The sequence below is a fragment of the bacterium genome, assembly GCA_016699995.1.
GTDB lineage: Bacteria > Patescibacteriota > Doudnabacteria > UBA920 > UBA920 > UBA920.
Window position 1 is genome coordinate 92,400 of record CP064996.1, and the last position, 17,906, is coordinate 110,305.

The window sequence follows — 17,906 nt, forward strand, 5'->3', positions numbered from 1 at the left end:
TGCCTCTGGGCATACAAGTTTAGGAATAGAGGAGGAATTACAATGAGCACCACTACCATTGGCAGCGAAAAGCTTTACCGTGAAAGGGTGAATAAGGTGCGCAGTCGCATCGATGTTGGGTCCTGGTGGGAATTCCGCAAGAAGACCCGTGTGCAGCAGTTAGAGTATCTGGCCAATCAGGCCAGGAATGAAGGCGACATGGCTTTGCATGACCACCTGCAAGAGAGAATAGAACAATACCAGCAGCGAGCCCGTCAAACCTTGGCAGAAGGGGGTGATTTGGAATCTCGGGCTGAGGCTTTGGAAAAGGCATATAAGACCGGTCCAAACCTGTTGGCTCTGTTTATACAAATTATCAGCTTCATCTACAGATGGCTGGGGCGTAATAAATACAATTTTATGGGCATAGCTTCGGCGCTTATCGTACTTAGCTGCGCTAGCTACATAGTCCTGTACTTCTTTGCTTTGGGCTTATGGATTCCGGTCGTCATCATGACTATTGGCGCAATCATAGGCGTGATCGCAATTTGGTATAACTCTGACTATGCACCTGACCTCGTTACTGCTTGCGGTGTGTTCGTCGTCGGGGCCTTGGTCTTGAGCGGGGTATTTAGATTTGTAGGAACGCCCGGGGTCTTATACTTCTCAGAAAAACTTTATGAGGTTTCTGATGGCAAGGTCTTGACCAAGCATACCAACGAGCGCACAGGCGAGAATGACAAAAGAGACAGTGCTGGATATATGTTTCCAACGCCTCGATCCGGCAGCGTTTTGCAGAGCTTTGACACCAAAACTTTGAACTGGGCTCTGCCCACGGTCTATGACGGCAAAGAGAGAACCATGTTCGTGGAGCTGGTTCGAACCGTAAATATCGAAGTGGGCGACCAGCTCACTTTGACGCCGGAGCAGTACGAACAGGAAACGAACCATAATGTAGCCAAGCTAGTCGGAGCTGCTGCGATGCAGGGCAATGATGCGGTGGGTGCTCTGAGGGAAAAAATAACTTTTTCGACCGATTTGTATAAGGTGGTCGCGACGGTTAAAGTAAGTCAATAAATAAACGCATGAATTTCTCATGCGTTTTTTATATTTACATCTGCATAGCGGCAGTAATCTTAGAAGTCATCCGATAGGTATGAAGCTGACCTCCGGTGCCCGAGCAGTTGCTTAGGTCTTCTTTATCAGGTGGATCTTAATTGGTGTTCCCCAGAAATCCAACTTTTTGATTATCTCCTTTTCCAGGTAGCGCTTGTACTGCGTAGAAATCGCAGCAGGGTGATTAACGATCAGTTCGAACATTGGCGCATGGGTGCCAATCTGGCGGAGTCCATGGACTTTGGGAGCTTTCTGGTCTAGCATGCGGCGCGGCGGATTTTTCTTTAAGGTATATTCCAGCAGCTGGTCTATATCTTCTTGGGCGATTTCTTTGCCGCGGGCTTGGTAAATTGGCTCGATGGCCTTGAGTGCCTTATTTATATTATCTCCGGATTGGGCGGATACAAAGAATACAGGTGCAAACCACAAGAAAGGGAAATGATGCGAGACATAGTCTTGCAGCTGCTTTTCATCGCCATCAAATTTATCCATCTTGTTAGCGACGATCACAACACCCTTGCCAAGTTCCAGTATATCTCCGGCAATAGCCATGTCCTGCTTGGTAATTTCTTCGGTAGCATCAATCACAAACAGCACCACTTCGCTTTTTCGAATGGATTTAAAAGTCTGGAACACCGAAAACACATCGGGCTGTGCCTGACGGTAAGACTTTTTCTTTAGCCCGGCCGTATCTATAAATGTGAAATCCGTCCCATTAAATTTAACGGACACATCGATCGATGTTCGAGTGGTGCCCGGGATGTCTGACACGACCACGCGCTCCTCGCCTAGGATTTTATTTATCAGGCTGGATTTGCCTACGTTAGGCTTGCCTACAATCGCGACTGGTATGCCGGGAATTTTTTCCGGCGCGGGAATCTTTAGCTTTTTGAGCTCGTTGCTAACGTGATCGAGCAGGTCGCCAATGCCCCGGCCGGTAACGCTGGAAATAGGGAAGGCGCTCTTTATGCCCAGCTTGGCAAAAGATCCGCCGGCTTCCCGAAACTTAACAGGGGAATCAAGCTTGTTAATGGCCAGCACAACTGGCTTTTTGGTTTTTCGAAATTTAACTACCGTTTTGCGGTCTATGGTGCTCGGATCAGTCTTGCTGTCCACGACGAACAGAATCATATCCGCTTCCACCAAAGCGTTCTCTATTTGCTCAGAAAGTTCTGCTTCGAGTTCCTGCTTGTTGCCGAAAGTGATGCCGGCTGTGTCCACCAAAGTAAAGTCAACGCCATTCCAGACGGTGTCTACATATTGACGGTCGCGGGTTGTGCCAGCTACTTCGGAAGTAACTGCCAGCCTGGTTCCGGCAATTTTATTTAGCAAGGTTGATTTGCCTACATTAGGCTCGCCAACAATTGCAACGATTGGGAGACGCTGATTCATATTTTAAAAATTAAGTTTTAATACCCGAGTCTACTGAGGATTTTCGCCGAGGATGACAATTACATCTACTTTGGCCGGATCGATTTTAATACCGGGTGGAGCCAGCGATACTTCGCTAGCGTTTAGCTGGTCTTTAATTAGGTTAATTGTAGCTTCCTTATGATTAACTGGGTATACAACACTTTGGGTTAAAGGTTTGCCGGTATAAATGACCTTGTAAACGGTGAGACCATTGTTAACGAGTTCGGCTTCGGCTTTTTTATATAGCTTGCCGGCAACCGAGCTGTCGGCCAGCCAGACGGTAGCTTTTTCTGCAGTGACCTGGCCGGTGGAGAAGCTGTTCTTGAAGTAGTCAGCGATGTCTTCACTGGTTTTTCCAGGGCAGATTGTAAGCACATAAGCTCCGTTGGTTTCTAAGACTTCCGGGCAGATGAGGTTCGAGGTCGGGTCGAGGCTTAAGCTTGCAATCTGGTCGCTGCCTAAGTCTTTGCCGATGTTGTACAAGCGAATCATTTCTCCAGCGCTTAGGTTGGTATGGAAGTGATCGCCGACAATGGTGAACAGCTCATTGATCTTTCCGGCATCGGAGATCAGATTAAGCGAGATGAGCTTTGCTTTTGAGGCTGCGATGATTTTTTGCTGGCGCGCGCTGCGGGCGAAGTCGGTGCCTTCTGGTCCGGCTGCGTGTCTGGAGCGGGCAAAGATCAGAGCGCGTTCACCGTTCATCACTTCGACTCCCTCCTTAAAAGTAACAGCCGGAATATAGCCGCCGGTATTGTTCGGGAAAGTATAGTCGGTGAAGGTTCGCTCTACGTTAACTTCTACGCCACCGAGCAGGTTAACAGTTTTTTTAAAGCCCTCAAAATCTACAACTGCAAAGTAGGGTATGTCTAAACCGGAAATTTTTTCTACGACTTCTAAGGTAGCGTTTCCGGCCTTTTCCCAGTTTTTATCCTTGCTGAAAGTTTCTGCAAATACTGCGTTGATTTTTCTTTGGCCTAACTCTTTTGTGTTAACCAAATAATCGCGGGGTATGGAAATGAGGGTAGCCTTCTTATCGCCTGGACGAATCTGCGCCACTATCAGAGTATCGGATAAGTATGGGCCGTCGTGGCCGACCCCGCCGATGCCGAGAAGCAAGATATTGATCTGGCCGTCTTTTTCTCCTAGCAGCTTGCTGCCCGTTTGGCTGGATATAATATTTGCCACTTGTCCGAATAGGCTATGGTTGCTGCCGACAAAAATTTTATCCAATAAGTTGGTGGCACGCACTGCAGCGACTCCGCCCAGAGCTATGATAATAACAATAATGAAGCCAAGGATGACTTTTAAGGTTCTGCGAGATCTCTTCTGAGGCTCAGAAGGAGGTAGTGGTTCTGCAATTGATTTAAGGCCAAAAGACTTTGGCTTATTTTCGGTTAAAAAATCATCGGCGGAAGATTTGCCGGTGTTATCGATGTTCGTGCTCTTAATTTTTGGAGATGAAGGCATAAAGAAATTCCAGATAAATACTCGTATATTATACCTAATCGGGAACGTTTAGTTAAGGGCATAAATTTAAGAAAATTCTGTAAATTTTAGCTCTTATTTTAAGGTTTTAGCCCTTGCACAGGTATGCTTCCGGTGTTATAGTTCAGATGTTATTTACCCAAAAAACATCACTAAAGATTAATTACGAAACAAAATATGTCCGAATCAAAAATCACAATCGAAGCAGTAGACGAAAACGAGCAGAAGCCGACTGTTAATTCTTTTTTGTGGGAGCTTATCCGAATTATTGTCATTGCAGTTGTTTTGATGTTCATTATTAGAATCTTTGTCGCTGAGCCGTTTGTGGTTTCTGGCTCTTCTATGGTGCCAAATTTCCATGATCGCGAATATCTGGTCGTCGACAAGATGACTTACCGGTTTAACGAACCAGCTCGCGGCGATGTAATCATCTTCCGCTACCCGAAAGATACCTCCCAGTATTTCATTAAGCGCATTATAGGCTTACCGGGCGAAAAAGTTCAGATCGATAATGGCCGTGTTAAGCTGTTTACTAAAGAATATCCAGAAGGAACTTACATCAATGAGCCTTATCTGCCTAACAATGACGTTACTTTCGGCAAGGACGAGATTGTCACTTTGGGCGACAATGAGTATTACGTGATGGGCGATAACCGCTTGGCCTCCAGTGACTCCCGAGTATGGGGCATTTTGCCGAAACATGATATTGTCGGCATTGCCTGGTTGCGCGCCTTCCCTATAAGTACATTTGGATTGCCAAGTTTTGATGAAGCCGAATTTAATAAATAGAGATTATTATAATGACTAAAGTTGCAAAAAAAATACCAGCTGCTACCAAACCAGGAAGCCTGAACGGATTGAAGGAGATTTTTACCCAGAGCGGGCCATACTGGAACACTATTTTAAAGCGCTTGCATAAAACCAGCCGTAGCTATGGCTTTTTGCCAATAGAAACTCCGATCGTAGAAGATGAGAAGACTTATAATGATATTTACCGCGACCAGCCGCATATCTTGCAGCGCACTATATATACCCAGCTCGGCACTAAATCTGTAGCCCTCCGCTCTAGCGTATTGCCCTCGGTTTTGCGCTATTACGTACAAAACAAGGTTTCGGAATCTGAGCCAATGTCCAAGTGGTTCTACCTCGATAATGTAGTGGAACAGGACGAACGGCAGGCGGCGCATTTCGGCTATCAGTTTGGCTTCGAAGTGTTGGGTTCGTTCAATCACTTATCCGAAGCTCAGGTCATTAGCGCGGTGTGGGAATTTTTAAAGCGCTTAGGGCTTGAGGAAAGCATACAGATTGAAATCAACATGCTGGGGGATAGTGGTTCGCAGTCCAGCTACCAAAACGTTTTGCGCGATTACCTTAAGGGCAAGGACTTTGACCTGTGTGAAGACTGCGTTAATCATTTGCCGGTTCGGGCTTTGAATGCCTTGCGCTGCAAAAATCTTAACTGCCAGCTGGTGGTTGCAGAAGCTCCTAGCGTTTTAGATTATTTAGACGAAAATTCCAAAACTCATTTCACCAATGTTCTGGAGGCTTTAGACGAATTGGCTATCCCGTATCAGCTGAATCAGTATTATGCGGGGCCTCAAGGAACCACTCTCACCAATTTTGTAATCAAGTACGTTGGCGGTAAAGATTCGCTAGTAATTGGCGAAGGCGCTCATCATGAACAGCTTTCTAAGAACATGGCTGGCAAGCTAATCCCGGCATTCGGGTTCATCGGCAATCTGGCAACTGTTGCCAAGGCCATGGAGCTTTCCGAGATAGAAGCGGAAAAAGATTTTAACAGCGAAGTATTTTTGGTTCCACTAGGCGAATTGGCGGCTAAGAAGAGCCTTCGACTATTCCGCGATTTGGTTTCTAGTAATATCAAAGTCCATGATCACTTTGGCAGCGAAGGCGTAAAGAACCAGCTCAAGGCAGCTCAGGAATATAAGGCGCCGATTGCTTTGATTATGGGGCAGAAGGAAGCAATGGATGAAATGGTTATTCTCCGTGATGTAAAAAGCGGGATGCAGGAAGTATTTCCTTACGAAAAGATTATCGAAGAAGTATGTAAGCGTTTGGGACGCTAGTTAATAAGTAATATTTAAAGCCATGGCCGACAACTGTATATTTTGCAACATCATTAACAGGGAAGCTAACTCCGAAATTATCGCAGAGACCGATAACGTGATCGTCATCCGCGATATTATGCCCAAGGCTCCTGTGCACTTGCAGGTGATTTCTAAGCAGCATATTCCGTCTGTGAATGATTTAACAGAAGACGATAGCGTTCTCATTGGCCAGATGATTTTGGCAGCCCAGTCTGCCGCGCGCGCATCCGGAGTGGCGGAGTCGGGTTATAAACTGGTTTGGAATGTCGGCCGTGACGGCGGCCAGGTTATTCCTCATATCCATATCCACGTGCTTGGTGGTAAACAGTTGGAAGAATAAGATAAATTGAACCGCGCTGCCTAAAATGCAGCGCGGTTTTTTGATTTGACCGCCATGCCTAAATGCAGTATAATTACAGCATATTTAAGACTAACCGGAGGTATTTGGTTGGTTTTTAGAAAAGAGGTGAGTTCAATTGGTAGAAGTAAAACGTAAAGAAAACGAATCATTCGACAGTTTGTTAAGACGATTTAACCGCAAAATTCAACAAAGCGGTGTTTTAGTGCGTGCGCGTAAAACTCGTTTCTTTGAACCTGAGAAGAGCCGTAATTTGCAAAGAACTATTGCTATCCGCCGTAGCGAACTTCGCGAAATCCGCGAAGAGCAGAAGCGAACTGGTAAAGTACTCAAGCCTGTTAAGAAGGGTCGCTAGGCCTGGCTTGCAGGATAACCGTTAATTGTTTCCTCAATCATTTAAGAGAAGTTAATGGATTTATCACTAACTCAAATTGAAACTCTCCTCAAGGAGAAATTAAAAGAAAAAAACCAATTAGCAGTCGACACATTGCGCGGCTTAAAGACTCGTATTACTAACGAGCAAATCTCCAAAGGTAGTGAATTAACTAGCGAAGAGATTTTAGCTTTGGTTAAATCCGAATCCAAGCGCCGCAAGGAAGCCGCCGACAGCTTTAAGGCCGGCGGACGGGAAGACAGCGCGGCCAAGGAACTAGCAGAAGCAGAGGTCTTGGCGCAGTTTTTACCTGAGCAGGTATCGGAAGAAGAAATTGCCAGAGTGGCAGATGAAAAGATTGCAGCCGAAGGCTGGGTAGCAAGCGACTTTGGCAAAGCTATGGGTGCGCTTAAGCAGCAATTTGGCAACTCCGCAGATGGGGGAGCGATCGCGAAGATTTTGAAAGAAAAGTTAAAATAATATGAAGGGATGCAGCGCTTGCCGCTGCAGTTGAAAATAAAAATGGCACGAGAACAATATATTGTCGGTCTCGATATCGGCACACAAACAATCCGGGTTGTTCAGGGAAAAGTAGAAGACTCTGGTCGCATTAATATTATCGGCGCAAGCAGCGTACCAGCTGTGGGTCTTCGTCGCGGCGTAATTGTCGATATCGACGAAGCCGTGTCTTCTATTTCTGCCGTGCTCGAGCGAGTCGAGCGCATGACCGGCGTGCCGGTCCATAGCGCTAATGTGGCGGTAGGGGGCAATCACATTGCCTGCATCGACTCCAAAGGCGTGATTGCGGTTTCCCGTGCCGACGGCGAGATTAGCGAAAACGACGTTGTCCGTGTCATCGATGCCTCCCAGGCTATTTCTATCCCGCCTAACCGCGAGGTTATTCATGTTATCCCTAAAACTTTCACTTTAGACGGCCAGGCCGGCATCAAAGACCCGCTTGGCATGACCGGCATCCGTTTGGAAGTGGAAACAATCCTTATCCACGGCGCCACCCCTTTTCTTAAAAATTTGCAGAAGGCTATTTTGCAGGCTGGTTTGGAAATAGATCAGTTGGTGCTGAGCCCAGTTGCTGCAGCTCAGGCCGTGCTTTCCAAGCGTCAGAAAGAATTAGGCGTGGCTTTGGTAGACTTAGGCGCCGGCACTACCAGCCTGGCCGTGTATGAAGAGAATAATCTGCTTCACACCGCGATCATTCCGGTTGGCAGCCAGCATATCACCAACGACATCGCGATTGGCTTGCGTTGTACAATTGATACTGCAGAAAAAGTTAAGCTTATGTACGGCGGTGCCTCTCCAAAGCTGATGGATAAGCTCGCAGAAGTGGATCTTTCTAAGATCGATCAGGAAGAGACAGAGCGGATCCCTCAAACTGTCGTAGGCGAGATTATCGAAGCGCGCTTGGAAGAAATTTTTGACATGGTGAGCCGTGAGCTAAAGGCTATTTCCCGTGACGGCAAACTTCCGGCGGGGATTGTTCTCACCGGCGGCGGCGCTGTTTTGCCGGGCGTGGTTGAATATGCCAAGCATCGCTTCCGTTTGCCTGTAACCGTGGGTAGTCCAACAGAAATGGATACCGTCATCGACCAGGTTATCGACCCCTCTTTTGCCACTGTTGTGGGCTTGGCGCTGTGGGGCGGCAGCTATTCCACGCCTTACTCTAACTTTAATTTTGCTAAACCATTTGAAGGGTTGTGGAATCATTCAGTTGTGGTAAAATTGAGGCAGGGCTTAAAGAGATTTATGCCATAGGGCAAAAACAACCCAAAAACTCGGCAAGAACATAGGCAAAATCGCCTCAGGTAGAACACAAAACAAAACTTAAAAACGCAAAATAACAAATCGCACTGACCGCAGCTCTCAGCTATAGCTCGGTACTACTTGTTATTTTGTGTTTTATTTTTTAAACTAAATTATCGTCCCATTTTAAACTATGAAAAAAACTATGGAAGTGAAACCAAAAATCGAAACATTTGCACGAATCAAAGTCTTGGGTATTGGCGGTTCTGGCACTGCTGCGGTTGATCGCATGAGCGAACTAGGGATCAAAGGGGTAGAATTCGTCTCTATTAATACCGATGCACAGGCATTGCATAACAACCAAGCAGACAGAAAAGTTCACATTGGCAAAAGCATTACTAAAGGTTTGGGTTCGGGCATGAATCCAGAACTCGGGCGCCAGGCAGCAGAGGAGAGTCAGGAAGAAATCGAAGACGCAATCAGCAATGCCGATATGATTTTCATCACTTGCGGACTTGGCGGCGGAACTGGTACCGGTGCTGCACCTACTGTTGCAGAGCTAGCTAAGAATCGGGACATTTTGACTATCGCAGTGGTAACCAAGCCATTTACTTTTGAAGGAAGCAAGCGGCGCGAGGTTGCAGAAACCGGTTATGAAAACTTGAAAGACAAAGTTGACGCTATTATCACTATCCAGAACGACCGAATATTACAAATCATCGATAAGAAGACTTCTTTGGTAGACGCCTTTAAGACTGTAGACGACGTATTGCGCCAGGGTATTGCCGGCATCTCCGATTTGATCACTACCCATGGTTTGGTCAATGCTGATTTCGCCGACGTTCGCACAATCATGCAAGATGCTGGTACGGCTATGATGGGTATCGGTACTGCTAGCGGCGAAAACCGTGCAGAACTGGCTGCCAAGGCTGCGGTTAACTCTCCGCTGCTCGATATGACTATCGACGGCGCACAGGGCGTGTTATTCAATATTACCGGTGGTCCGGATTTGGGCATGTTCGAAATCGACGAAGCTGCCAAAGTTATTACCAAAAATGTTGATCCGGACGCGAAGGTTAAATTTGGTACTGTTATCGATGAAAATATGGCTGACGAACTCCGCATTACTGTTATTGCCACCGGCTTTGACGAAAATAACCGCCGCCCGACCCCGATTTCCTTTACTTCTCCGATTGATGAACCAGTTATTCCGGCTCGTCCAGTTGCACCAAGCAGGCCCGCTTACAACGAACCGGAAATGGCCCAGGAAGAAGAGCAGGCAGAACCAGAGCCAGTTGCTGTTCGTAAGCCGTTGTTTAAGCCAAAACCGGTAGAACCGGTCGGAACAATGAATGACGACGATTTGGTTTCTGGTGATGAGCTAGATATTCCGGCTTTTATACGCAAGAAAATGAAATAAATCTAAATCCCCACAAAAATGCGGGGATTTTATTTTACAAATCGGCTAAACTATGATATAATACTAGTAAGAGTTAAATTCTGCTGACGTCGAGTCAGCTTTAGAAACAAAAACAAACAAAGTACCACTTAAAAATGTCCGAAAAACCATATAAAGCTTATATCCAAGATCATAAGAACATGATCCTAAGAGATTATTTAGCCATTGACCGCACCATCTTGGCGAATGAAACTAACTACATGTCGTTTATTCGCACTTCTTTGACTTTAATTGCTGCCGGTGCGACTTTGATCAAATTCTTTAATAGCGAATACACTCAGGCTTTGGGCTGGACTTTTGTAGCAGTAGGCGGATGGTTGGCGTTTCATGGCTATCGCCGTTACAACAAAGTAGACAGCATCATGCATCAGGTGAAAGGCGACTATATCAACCAGCATATGGAAGGAACCAAGCGCAATCCAGCCGCTCGCATGTGGCTGATGAAGCTTCTTGGTAAAAACACAGACTAAATTCTTTCAACCGTCGCCAGGCGGTTTTTTGTTTCGGCAGTTTTTGGTATACTCAGAATAGATATCCCACTAGAGGAGGACACTGCCGCAACCAACACAGATCATGATTTGGACGTTGAGGTTCGGGAGGTGGAAGATTTCACTGGCCATAGCCAGGAAACCTACGACTTACTGAATTTTTGCCATGACAACTCGTGCTTAGCAGAAGTTTTTAGAGTGGAAGACCAGCCCTTTTTTGCTGAGTACATAATGACCGAGCCGGCTGCCGGCGGGGAGTTTGTCTTCGAAATACGAATTAATCTGAAAACTAAAGATCGGCTGAACTTGGTTTTTGGAAACGTACTAGACGAAGATTCTCTTTACGGCCTGATCGATGCGCTGTTCATTTATGCACCAACTAATATTGGCAGCATAGCGATCGTTGACGTGAAAAACGATCAGATCAGGTTCGCAGTCAGTGCAAATACCACACACCGTCTCTAGTAGGCGGTTTTATTTTTTGCTTATTTATTATCTGATCTCGGCTTTTTTATTTTGATTTTTATCGCTATAATTCATCTATAAATATATGACAGACAAAGCAGGTAAAATTGAACCGCGATTGTTAAAAGGCTTTCGCGACTACGGTTTAGAAGAACAAGCTAGCCGACAGGCCATGTTTGCAAGGATCCAATCTGTGTTTGAGCAGTTTGGTTTTTTGCCATTGTCGACCCCGGTTTTGGAATACAAAGAAATTTTGATGGGGAAGTATGGCGATGATGAGAAGCTCGTGTACAGCTTTAAAGATAACGGCGACCGTGATGTTGCCATGCGATATGATCTGACTGTTCCTTTGGCCCGTTACGTGGCGCAAAATCTGGGGGGCTTGCCTTTGCCGTTTAAGCGTTACCAAATTGCCCCGGTTTGGCGCGCGGATAATCCTCAGAAGGGCCGCTTGCGCGAATTCTACCAGTGCGACGTGGACAGCGTGGGCACCGATAGTCCTTTGTCGGACGCAGAGGTGATTGCCTGTTGCGCAAAGGCTATAGAATCTTTGGGTGTAACTAATTATAAAATCCGCATAAGCGACCGTGAGTTGCTAAAAGATTTAAGCCCAGACGCTATTCGCTCTTTGGATAAGGTTGATAAAATCGGCATCGAAGGAATTACAAAAGAAATGAACGACCGCGGCGTTAGCCAGTCGGAGATTGATCTTGCTATTCAATTGGTAGAGGGGACTCGCGTAGCTGTTCCTGGTCGACTGCAAAAGGTTATAGATGGACTCAAAGAATATGGGCTTAAGGGTCAAATTGAATTCGATCCTACCATTGCTCGCGGCTTGGATTATTATTCCGGCACAGTTTTCGAGACAGTTTTGCCGGAGAAGCCGGAGTACGGCAGCATCTGCAGCGGCGGCCGCTACGACGGCTTAGTGGATCAGTTTTCCAGTCAGTCCCTTGCGGCGGTTGGAGGCAGTATTGGAATCGACCGCTTGTATGGCGCTTTAGAAGAATTAGGGCTAATCCCTAAGACCAGCGGCATTCAGGTATTGGTACTGAATCAGGATGAAAGGTATCAAAGCGAATATATTAAGCTAGTCACCCAGCTGCGCAGCGCCGGCATTAACACCGAACTGTACTATGAGGCAGCAAAATTGGACAAACAGTTCAAATACGGCGAGCGCAAGAATATTCCGTTTGCGGTTGTCATGGGCGAAGAGGAAATCGCCAGCGGTAAAGTAAAACTCAAAAACCTTTCCACTAGAGAACAAGAAGAAGTTTCTATTGACGAACTAGCAGATAAAATTAGATAAGATATATAAAAGATATCTTCTTTTCTTTATAAATAGTTTACTAGGCCTTGAACGGATAGTATTCATAATAGGAACATGATTGCTAAATCTGTTTCTATTTTTTTATGGTCGTTTGTTGTTGGAATAATTCTGGCATATGCCGAGTTGCTCACAAATGCTGCAATACAAGTCCTTGCTATCGGGCTAGGAATGCTTGGATTGGTTTTTATGCTGGGGTTATGCTTGAGAGTGCCGGTAAGAGCAGCAAGGGTGGCGCAGTTTGTAGTTGCAGTCTGTTTAGGGTTAAGCGCAGGCGGAATAAGCTGGATGGGTAATATTCAGGCTAGCCAATTTTCGGCTCTTGTAGGATCTTCGGTTAATACCGAGGGGGTAGTCACTGGCTGGCCGACTATCACTGCGTCTGGGAATCAGGCGTTAATGATCCGACCGGACGGTTTTACCCAGTCATTACGGGCCAGCTTGCGCATTCCTCTTAAGGTGCGGGCCGGGGATAGAGTATGGATACGAGGACGCATCAAGCAGCCGGAAAATTTTAGCTCATTTAATTACGTCTCGTATTTACAGAAGAGTAATGTGTACGCCGAATTAGACAAGCCGAAAATTGCCGTAATCGAAAAGCACAATGCTCCATTGGGGACGATGCTGTGGGGCCTCCGCAGTTGGGTGATTCAAACTATTAACAGCAAGTTAAGCCCCAACGCAGCAAGCATTGTTTTAGGTATGATTATCGGTTATTCGGACGAAATGCCCAAACCAATCGGTGAGGCTTTTAAGGCCACTGGCTTAACTCACATTTTAGTGGCTTCGGGGTTTAACTTGGCAATTATTGCCGGTAGCATTGGCGGCGTCGGTTGGATGTTAGGACGCCGCCTTGGAGACACTTTGAGTTTGGGTGTAATTTGGATGTTTGTCATGCTGACAGGGGGTGGAGGGAGCGTGTTTCGGGCCGGGGTAATGGCTACTATTGTTTTAACTGCGCGCAGTACGGGCCGGTTTACTTCGAGCTATCATACATTGCTAATGGCTGTGGTAATAATGACAATAATAAATCCCAAGCAATTGTTTTATGATATTGGATTTCAACTCAGCGTGGCGGCGACTGCCGGCGTGTTGGAAGCAGGAAAGTTAAGAACTCATCTACAACGCGAGGGCTGGTTGGGAGATTTGCTTTGGCCAACCGTAGGTGCCATTATATTTACTGCGCCCATTATCGCTTTTTATTTCGGAACATTTAGTGTTGTTGCGCCCGTAGCCAATTTGCTGGTGCTGCCATTGGTGGAGATAGTCATGTTGTTCGGTGCATTAACTTTGCTACCCCTTATTAGCATCGCTAGCGCTCCGATAACAGAGATAATGGTGGCGGTAATCCTAAAGATCACTACGACCTTGGCCTCATGGCGGTACAGCACAGTTGCCGTGGAATCAAATTTGCTTATCGTAATTGGCTATTACATCATTACTTTTTTGCTGCGCGAATCATTCTATTTCCGAAGCCGAAAAGGGCAGTTGAAAAATACTGTTTCGTCTGATAAGATAACAAAAATAATCATTTAAACAGAATGGCAAATTATGAATAAAAAAATCGTTTACGTAATAATTGCTTTGGTGGTATTGGGTGTTGCTAGTTGGTTCATCTGGGGTCGTTCCAGTGACACTACTGAGGAACAGTCCGAACAGACCCAAACCGAGAATGAGCAAACTGCCCAAACAACCGGTACCGAATCAACTCCGGCAGAACCCTGTGAAAGAACATTTAATAATTCAGATATAAATAAAGTGACTGTAAACTCAACCGATAAATTTGTAACCCTCAGCGTCGAAGGCTTCGGCGACATTAAGATCGAAGTAGATCGTGCTGCTGCGCCTAAGACTTCGGAAAATTTCTTAAAACTAGCTAAATCTGGTTTCTATGACTGTCTAACTTTCCACCGTGTAGCTGATGGTTTTGTCATCCAGGGTGGTGATCCTAATGGGGACGGTACAGGCGGTCCTGGTTACACTGTTCCGGCCGAAATTAAACTGCCTCATCTAAAGTACTCTGTCGCAACCGCGCGCCAGGGCGACAACGTTAATCCTAACCGCGAATCTTCTGGTAGTCAGTTCTATATTGCTTTAGATGCGCTTCCGATGTTGGATGGCCAGTATACCGTATTTGGTAAAGTTGTGGCTGGCACCGACGTAGTAGATAAAATCGGCGGTGTGCCGATTGCCCCTGGTCCATTCGGCGGCGGTGATGGCGCGCCAAAGGAAAAAGTCGTGATTAAAAAAGCGACTGTTTCCGATAAGTAGCATGCGCGGCGCCTTGCCGACGCTTAAAACTTTTCGATCAATTTAATTAATATTATTTCATGGAAGAAACAATGGAACAAAGCTTAGTGCTCCTTAAGCCTGACGCGATTGACCGCGGCTTGGTAGGGGAGATTATTCAGCGCTTCGAGCGAGTCGGGCTTAAGATAGTCGGGATGAAGATGCTCGTGCCAACTCATGATCATGCCACCGGCCATTACACTGAGGATCTAGCCATTCGCCGTGGCGAACATGTCCGCAATCTTATGGTAGACATGCTCGTATCGGGACCGATTGTAGCGATGGTTTTGGAAGGAATTGAAGCTGTTGAGCTGATTCGCAAAATGGTTGGAGGAACCGAGCCAAAGTCCGCTGCCCCAGGGACTATCCGCGGCGACTATTCGCATGTCTCCTTTAAGCACACCGATAAGCATAACTCCAAGCTTTATAATTTGATCCATGCATCAAGCAGCGTGGAGGAAGCTAAGCAGGAGATCAGCGTTTGGTTCGACGAGGCAGAGTTGATCAGCCATGATCCTACTTATACTGGAAAAACGCTTAATAAATAAATTTAAAAAACCGCCGGAAAGGCGGTTTTATTTTTTTAATTCAAATTAGTATGGCTTACTTTTTTCTGAAGAAAGTCGGTAGGCCGGGCATGCGGGACGAGATATCCTGCAGCTTAATTTCGCGCACCCGCTGGAAGATGCCTTTGTCATTTTCCTGTAGGTACTTGCGGATCATGCTGCGGGCATGACTGGTTTTGGCTACGGTAAGCCAGTCGCGCGAAGGCGTCGCTGGTTTTTTGGATTTCAAAATCTCCACAACATCGCCTTGGTGCAGCTCATCGGCTAGGCGGGCTATTTTACCATTTACTTTGGCGCCCATCATTTGGTAGCCCAGATCGGAATGGACTGCGAAAGCAAAGTCGATAACCGAAGCCCCAACGGGCAGGTCCTTTACATCGCCCTTGGGCGTGAGTATAAAGATGCGGTCCTTGAAGAAATCCACTTTTAATCCTTCTAAGAATTCTTCTGGGTGAGCTACCATCTCCTCCTGCCAGGCGCGCAGCTCTTGGAACCATTTCTGGCCGCGTTCTAAATTTTCTGGTTTGCCCTTTTCGGCGTAAAACCAGTGTGCGGCGATACCTCTCTCGGCGGTTTCGTGCATGAGATCGGTTCTAACCTGCACCTCGAATACTTCACCGTCTTCGTCGAACACTGTGGTGTGGATGCTTTGATAGCCGTTTGGTTTTGGGGTGGCAATAAAATCTTTAACGCGTCCGGGAACTGGATTAAAGTGCTTATGGATGATACCCAAAACAGCGTAGCAGTCGGCTGTCGATTTGGTGATGACTCGTAGTGCATATAAGTCCCGGATTTTGGTGATGTCGTTGTCGTATCGCTCTAACTTTTTTGCGAGTGAATAGATACGCTTGGTGCGGCCGGTAATTTCTTCGAATTTTATTCCTTCCAGCTTTAAAATTGAGTACAGTTCCTTTTGCATTTCCTTGATACTCTTCGCTCGTTTGGCTAATTGGTCGTTAAGCAGCTGTTCGGTTTTAGTATAATTTTCGGGGTCCACAATCTTGAAAGACATGTCTTCCAGTTCGTCCTTCCAGGAACCAATACCTAGGCGTCCGGCAATTGGCGCATACATCCCCAAGGTTTCTGTGGCAATTTTTTGCTGCTTTTCGGGGGGTAAATGTTCGAGCGTGCGCATGTTATGCAAACGATCGGAAAGCTTGATAAGCATTACTCGCACGTCCTTGCTGGTGGCAATAAACATTTTGCGCAAATTTTCTACGTAGTATTCATCCTGGCTGTTTAGCAGGCGCACTTGCCCGAGCTTTGTGACACCATCAACAAGCTCAGCGATTTCTTCGCCGAATTCTTTTGTAAGGTCTTCTAAGGTGGTCTGGGTATCTTCGGTAATGTCATGCAAGATAGTTGCTACGATCGTAGCTGTGTCCGGAAAAATTTGTCCTAAAATCGTAGCCGCTGCCATAGGGTGGTGTACAAAGTCTTCGCCACTTTTTCGCTTTTGCCCCTGGTGGGCCCGGCGGGCAAAGCTCAGCGCATGTTCAATAAGCCCCTTATCTTTGGCATTAAATTTATGCGGAATTGAATTAAAGAAATCTTGCATATAGGGTATTATAGCAAATAAAAACGCACTATTTTCTGGCATAAATGCAATATAAAAAGCCTCAAATTAATGAGGCTTAGATATGGTCTTAGTGATCTCGATGAGCTGCTTATGCAGAATCGGATTGGCGGCCACAAAGGGTCCGGTGCCGGTTTCCCATGGCTCGCCTTTAAGATCGGTTACTAAGCAGCCAGATTCTTCCAGTAGTAAAACCGTGCCAGCGTAGTCCCACACTCCGCCACCGCCGGAACAGATATACCAGTGTTTGCGGCCGTCGGCTATGTAGTTGCAACTTACTCCGGTGCAACCAAGGCTGCTGGCCCAGGCCGATTTTTCCTGAACGACTTCTAGTATTTTGTTAAAGAAGTCTTTGCGAAGGAAGGATATTGAATCATTGGTTAGACCGATACTGTCCCGAATTGTATCGTGTGCAGAACAGTTTGTAGGGCTGCCGTTTTTGAAAGCGCCTTTGCCCTTTTCGGCAAAAAACATTTCGTTATGGATCGGATCATACACCGCTCCATAGAGCGTCTGGCCTTTATGCTTTAGGGCAGCGATGATCGCATAGCACGGCACCCCTGTGCGATAGTTAAGCGTGCCGTCGAGCGGATCTATGACCCAAACATATTCGTTATCTATTCCTTCTGCCGGAATCTCTTCCGATACGATCCCATGATCCGGGAACATTTTTTTGATTCGGTTGTAAAACAGTTCGTTAGACTTTTTATCTGCTTCGGTAACTAGGTCGAGACTGCCGGATTTTTCGCATACCTCGCCAAAATTTCCAAACATCTTCCGGGTCAGTCTGCCCGCAGCCAGAGTGGTGCTCAGCAGAAATTGCTTTAATGTTACTTGTTCTTTTTTCATCAATCCTCCTAAAAATGACTTTATACTTTAGCAGAATTCCGTACGATGGTCAATATTGATATTTTGTATAGTCTTTAGCAAAAATCAAGAGAAAATTGAATATTTTGGATTGAATTTTAACTTAATCTTGAATCGAAAATAAGTAGTATTCAAATATGTGGGTCGGTTCTCTGGTTGAGAAAGAACGGATCGCCACCCATTCTTTGCGGGTTCGATTCCCGTCCGGTCCACCATCCTTGAAAAAGGATTCATGTGTGTGGTATGATGCACACGGCGATCCGTTCTAAAACAACA

Annotated in this window: 18 protein-coding genes; 14 read left to right on the plus strand and 4 right to left on the minus strand. The window is 46.2% G+C overall.

Annotated features, from left to right (window positions below):
• Window positions 1–42: 42 nt before the first annotated feature.
• On the plus strand, window positions 43–1,056 hold the full coding sequence (locus IPM19_00455; protein QQS23029.1) for a hypothetical protein: 1,014 nt from the start codon (window positions 43–45) through the stop codon (window positions 1,054–1,056).
• 111 nt (window positions 1,057–1,167) lie between these two features.
• Here the strand turns inward: IPM19_00455 and der are convergent, their stop codons facing one another.
• Together der and IPM19_00465 are read right to left on the minus strand one after the other, a co-directional pair.
• Window positions 1,168–2,487, minus strand: coding sequence for a ribosome biogenesis GTPase Der (der, locus tag IPM19_00460; protein QQS23030.1), 1,320 nt, complete (start codon window positions 2,485–2,487; stop codon window positions 1,168–1,170).
• A 30-nt stretch (window positions 2,488–2,517) separates the two neighbouring features.
• Window positions 2,518–3,978, minus strand: coding sequence for an LCP family protein (locus IPM19_00465; GenBank protein ID QQS23031.1), 1,461 nt, complete (start codon window positions 3,976–3,978; stop codon window positions 2,518–2,520).
• Between the two features lie 195 nt (window positions 3,979–4,173).
• Between IPM19_00465 and lepB the strand changes: the two genes are divergently transcribed.
• The 13 genes from lepB to IPM19_00530 all read left to right on the plus strand — a co-directional run bounded on the left by lepB (window position 4,174) and on the right by IPM19_00530 (window position 15,169).
• Window positions 4,174–4,785 carry a signal peptidase I gene (lepB, locus tag IPM19_00470; protein ID QQS23032.1) on the plus strand — a complete coding sequence of 204 codons (612 nt, stop codon included), beginning with the start codon at window positions 4,174–4,176 and terminating at the stop codon, window positions 4,783–4,785.
• Between the two features lie 11 nt (window positions 4,786–4,796).
• Entirely contained in the window at window positions 4,797–6,083 is a 1,287-nt protein-coding gene (locus tag IPM19_00475; protein ID QQS23033.1) for an ATP phosphoribosyltransferase regulatory subunit, read from the plus strand.
• A gap of 22 nt (window positions 6,084–6,105) precedes the next feature.
• Window positions 6,106–6,444: a histidine triad nucleotide-binding protein gene (locus IPM19_00480; protein QQS23034.1), complete on the plus strand. Its 339-nt coding sequence runs from the start codon at window positions 6,106–6,108 to the stop codon at window positions 6,442–6,444.
• Window positions 6,445–6,580: 136 nt separating this feature from the next.
• The gene (gene rpsU / locus IPM19_00485; protein QQS23035.1) at window positions 6,581–6,817 is read left to right on the plus strand and encodes a 30S ribosomal protein S21; all 237 of its coding nucleotides are present in this window, start codon (window positions 6,581–6,583) and stop codon (window positions 6,815–6,817) included.
• Between the two features lie 54 nt (window positions 6,818–6,871).
• A complete protein-coding gene (locus IPM19_00490; protein QQS23036.1) occupies window positions 6,872–7,315 on the plus strand; it encodes a GatB/YqeY domain-containing protein in 444 nt (147 codons plus the stop codon).
• Window positions 7,316–7,357: 42 nt separating this feature from the next.
• Window positions 7,358–8,605, plus strand: a complete 1,248-nt coding sequence (gene ftsA / locus IPM19_00495; GenBank protein ID QQS23037.1) for a cell division protein FtsA — start codon at window positions 7,358–7,360, stop codon at window positions 8,603–8,605.
• Window positions 8,606–8,798: 193 nt separating this feature from the next.
• On the plus strand, window positions 8,799–10,013 hold the full coding sequence (gene ftsZ / locus IPM19_00500; GenBank protein ID QQS23408.1) for a cell division protein FtsZ: 1,215 nt from the start codon (window positions 8,799–8,801) through the stop codon (window positions 10,011–10,013).
• 134 nt (window positions 10,014–10,147) lie between these two features.
• On the plus strand, window positions 10,148–10,522 hold the full coding sequence (locus IPM19_00505; protein QQS23038.1) for a DUF202 domain-containing protein: 375 nt from the start codon (window positions 10,148–10,150) through the stop codon (window positions 10,520–10,522).
• 129 nt (window positions 10,523–10,651) lie between these two features.
• The gene (locus IPM19_00510) at window positions 10,652–11,005 is read left to right on the plus strand and encodes a hypothetical protein (protein QQS23039.1); all 354 of its coding nucleotides are present in this window, start codon (window positions 10,652–10,654) and stop codon (window positions 11,003–11,005) included.
• An 85-nt stretch (window positions 11,006–11,090) separates the two neighbouring features.
• Entirely contained in the window at window positions 11,091–12,314 is a 1,224-nt protein-coding gene (gene hisS / locus IPM19_00515) for a histidine--tRNA ligase (GenBank protein ID QQS23040.1), read from the plus strand.
• 75 nt (window positions 12,315–12,389) lie between these two features.
• The gene (locus tag IPM19_00520; protein QQS23041.1) at window positions 12,390–13,868 is read left to right on the plus strand and encodes a ComEC/Rec2 family competence protein; all 1,479 of its coding nucleotides are present in this window, start codon (window positions 12,390–12,392) and stop codon (window positions 13,866–13,868) included.
• A 15-nt stretch (window positions 13,869–13,883) separates the two neighbouring features.
• Window positions 13,884–14,603 (plus strand): peptidylprolyl isomerase, encoded by a 720-nt coding sequence (locus tag IPM19_00525; protein ID QQS23042.1) that lies wholly within the window; start codon window positions 13,884–13,886, stop codon window positions 14,601–14,603.
• Between the two features lie 59 nt (window positions 14,604–14,662).
• Window positions 14,663–15,169, plus strand: coding sequence for a nucleoside-diphosphate kinase (locus IPM19_00530; protein ID QQS23043.1), 507 nt, complete (start codon window positions 14,663–14,665; stop codon window positions 15,167–15,169).
• 55 nt (window positions 15,170–15,224) lie between these two features.
• Here the strand turns inward: IPM19_00530 and IPM19_00535 are convergent, their stop codons facing one another.
• Both IPM19_00535 and IPM19_00540 read right to left on the minus strand, forming a co-directional pair.
• Window positions 15,225–16,745, minus strand: a complete 1,521-nt coding sequence (locus IPM19_00535; protein ID QQS23044.1) for a bifunctional (p)ppGpp synthetase/guanosine-3',5'-bis(diphosphate) 3'-pyrophosphohydrolase — start codon at window positions 16,743–16,745, stop codon at window positions 15,225–15,227.
• A gap of 66 nt (window positions 16,746–16,811) precedes the next feature.
• Window positions 16,812–17,612: an inositol monophosphatase gene (locus IPM19_00540; protein ID QQS23045.1), complete on the minus strand. Its 801-nt coding sequence runs from the start codon at window positions 17,610–17,612 to the stop codon at window positions 16,812–16,814.
• Window positions 17,613–17,906: the final 294 nt, after the last annotated feature.

What these genes read in the sequence shown, in the direction of transcription:
- hisS (QQS23040.1), top strand. Translation starts at nt 11,091, where the DNA reads ATGACAGACAAAGCAGGTAAAATTGAACCGCGATTGTTAAAAGGCTTT.
- ftsZ (QQS23408.1), top strand. Translation starts at nt 8,799, where the DNA reads ATGGAAGTGAAACCAAAAATCGAAACATTTGCACGAATCAAAGTCTTG.
- IPM19_00455 (QQS23029.1), top strand. Translation starts at nt 43, where the DNA reads ATGAGCACCACTACCATTGGCAGCGAAAAGCTTTACCGTGAAAGGGTG.
- IPM19_00505 (QQS23038.1), top strand. Translation starts at nt 10,148, where the DNA reads ATGTCCGAAAAACCATATAAAGCTTATATCCAAGATCATAAGAACATG.
- IPM19_00480 (QQS23034.1), top strand. Translation starts at nt 6,106, where the DNA reads ATGGCCGACAACTGTATATTTTGCAACATCATTAACAGGGAAGCTAAC.
- IPM19_00475 (QQS23033.1), top strand. Translation starts at nt 4,797, where the DNA reads ATGACTAAAGTTGCAAAAAAAATACCAGCTGCTACCAAACCAGGAAGC.
- der (QQS23030.1), bottom strand. Translation starts at nt 2,487, where the DNA reads ATGAATCAGCGTCTCCCAATCGTTGCAATTGTTGGCGAGCCTAATGTA.
- lepB (QQS23032.1), top strand. Translation starts at nt 4,174, where the DNA reads ATGTCCGAATCAAAAATCACAATCGAAGCAGTAGACGAAAACGAGCAG.
- IPM19_00530 (QQS23043.1), top strand. Translation starts at nt 14,663, where the DNA reads ATGGAAGAAACAATGGAACAAAGCTTAGTGCTCCTTAAGCCTGACGCG.
- ftsA (QQS23037.1), top strand. Translation starts at nt 7,358, where the DNA reads ATGGCACGAGAACAATATATTGTCGGTCTCGATATCGGCACACAAACA.
- IPM19_00525 (QQS23042.1), top strand. Translation starts at nt 13,884, where the DNA reads ATGAATAAAAAAATCGTTTACGTAATAATTGCTTTGGTGGTATTGGGT.
- IPM19_00490 (QQS23036.1), top strand. Translation starts at nt 6,872, where the DNA reads ATGGATTTATCACTAACTCAAATTGAAACTCTCCTCAAGGAGAAATTA.
- IPM19_00520 (QQS23041.1), top strand. Translation starts at nt 12,390, where the DNA reads ATGATTGCTAAATCTGTTTCTATTTTTTTATGGTCGTTTGTTGTTGGA.
- IPM19_00535 (QQS23044.1), bottom strand. Translation starts at nt 16,745, where the DNA reads ATGCAAGATTTCTTTAATTCAATTCCGCATAAATTTAATGCCAAAGAT.
- IPM19_00540 (QQS23045.1), bottom strand. Translation starts at nt 17,612, where the DNA reads ATGAAAAAAGAACAAGTAACATTAAAGCAATTTCTGCTGAGCACCACT.
- IPM19_00465 (QQS23031.1), bottom strand. Translation starts at nt 3,978, where the DNA reads ATGCCTTCATCTCCAAAAATTAAGAGCACGAACATCGATAACACCGGC.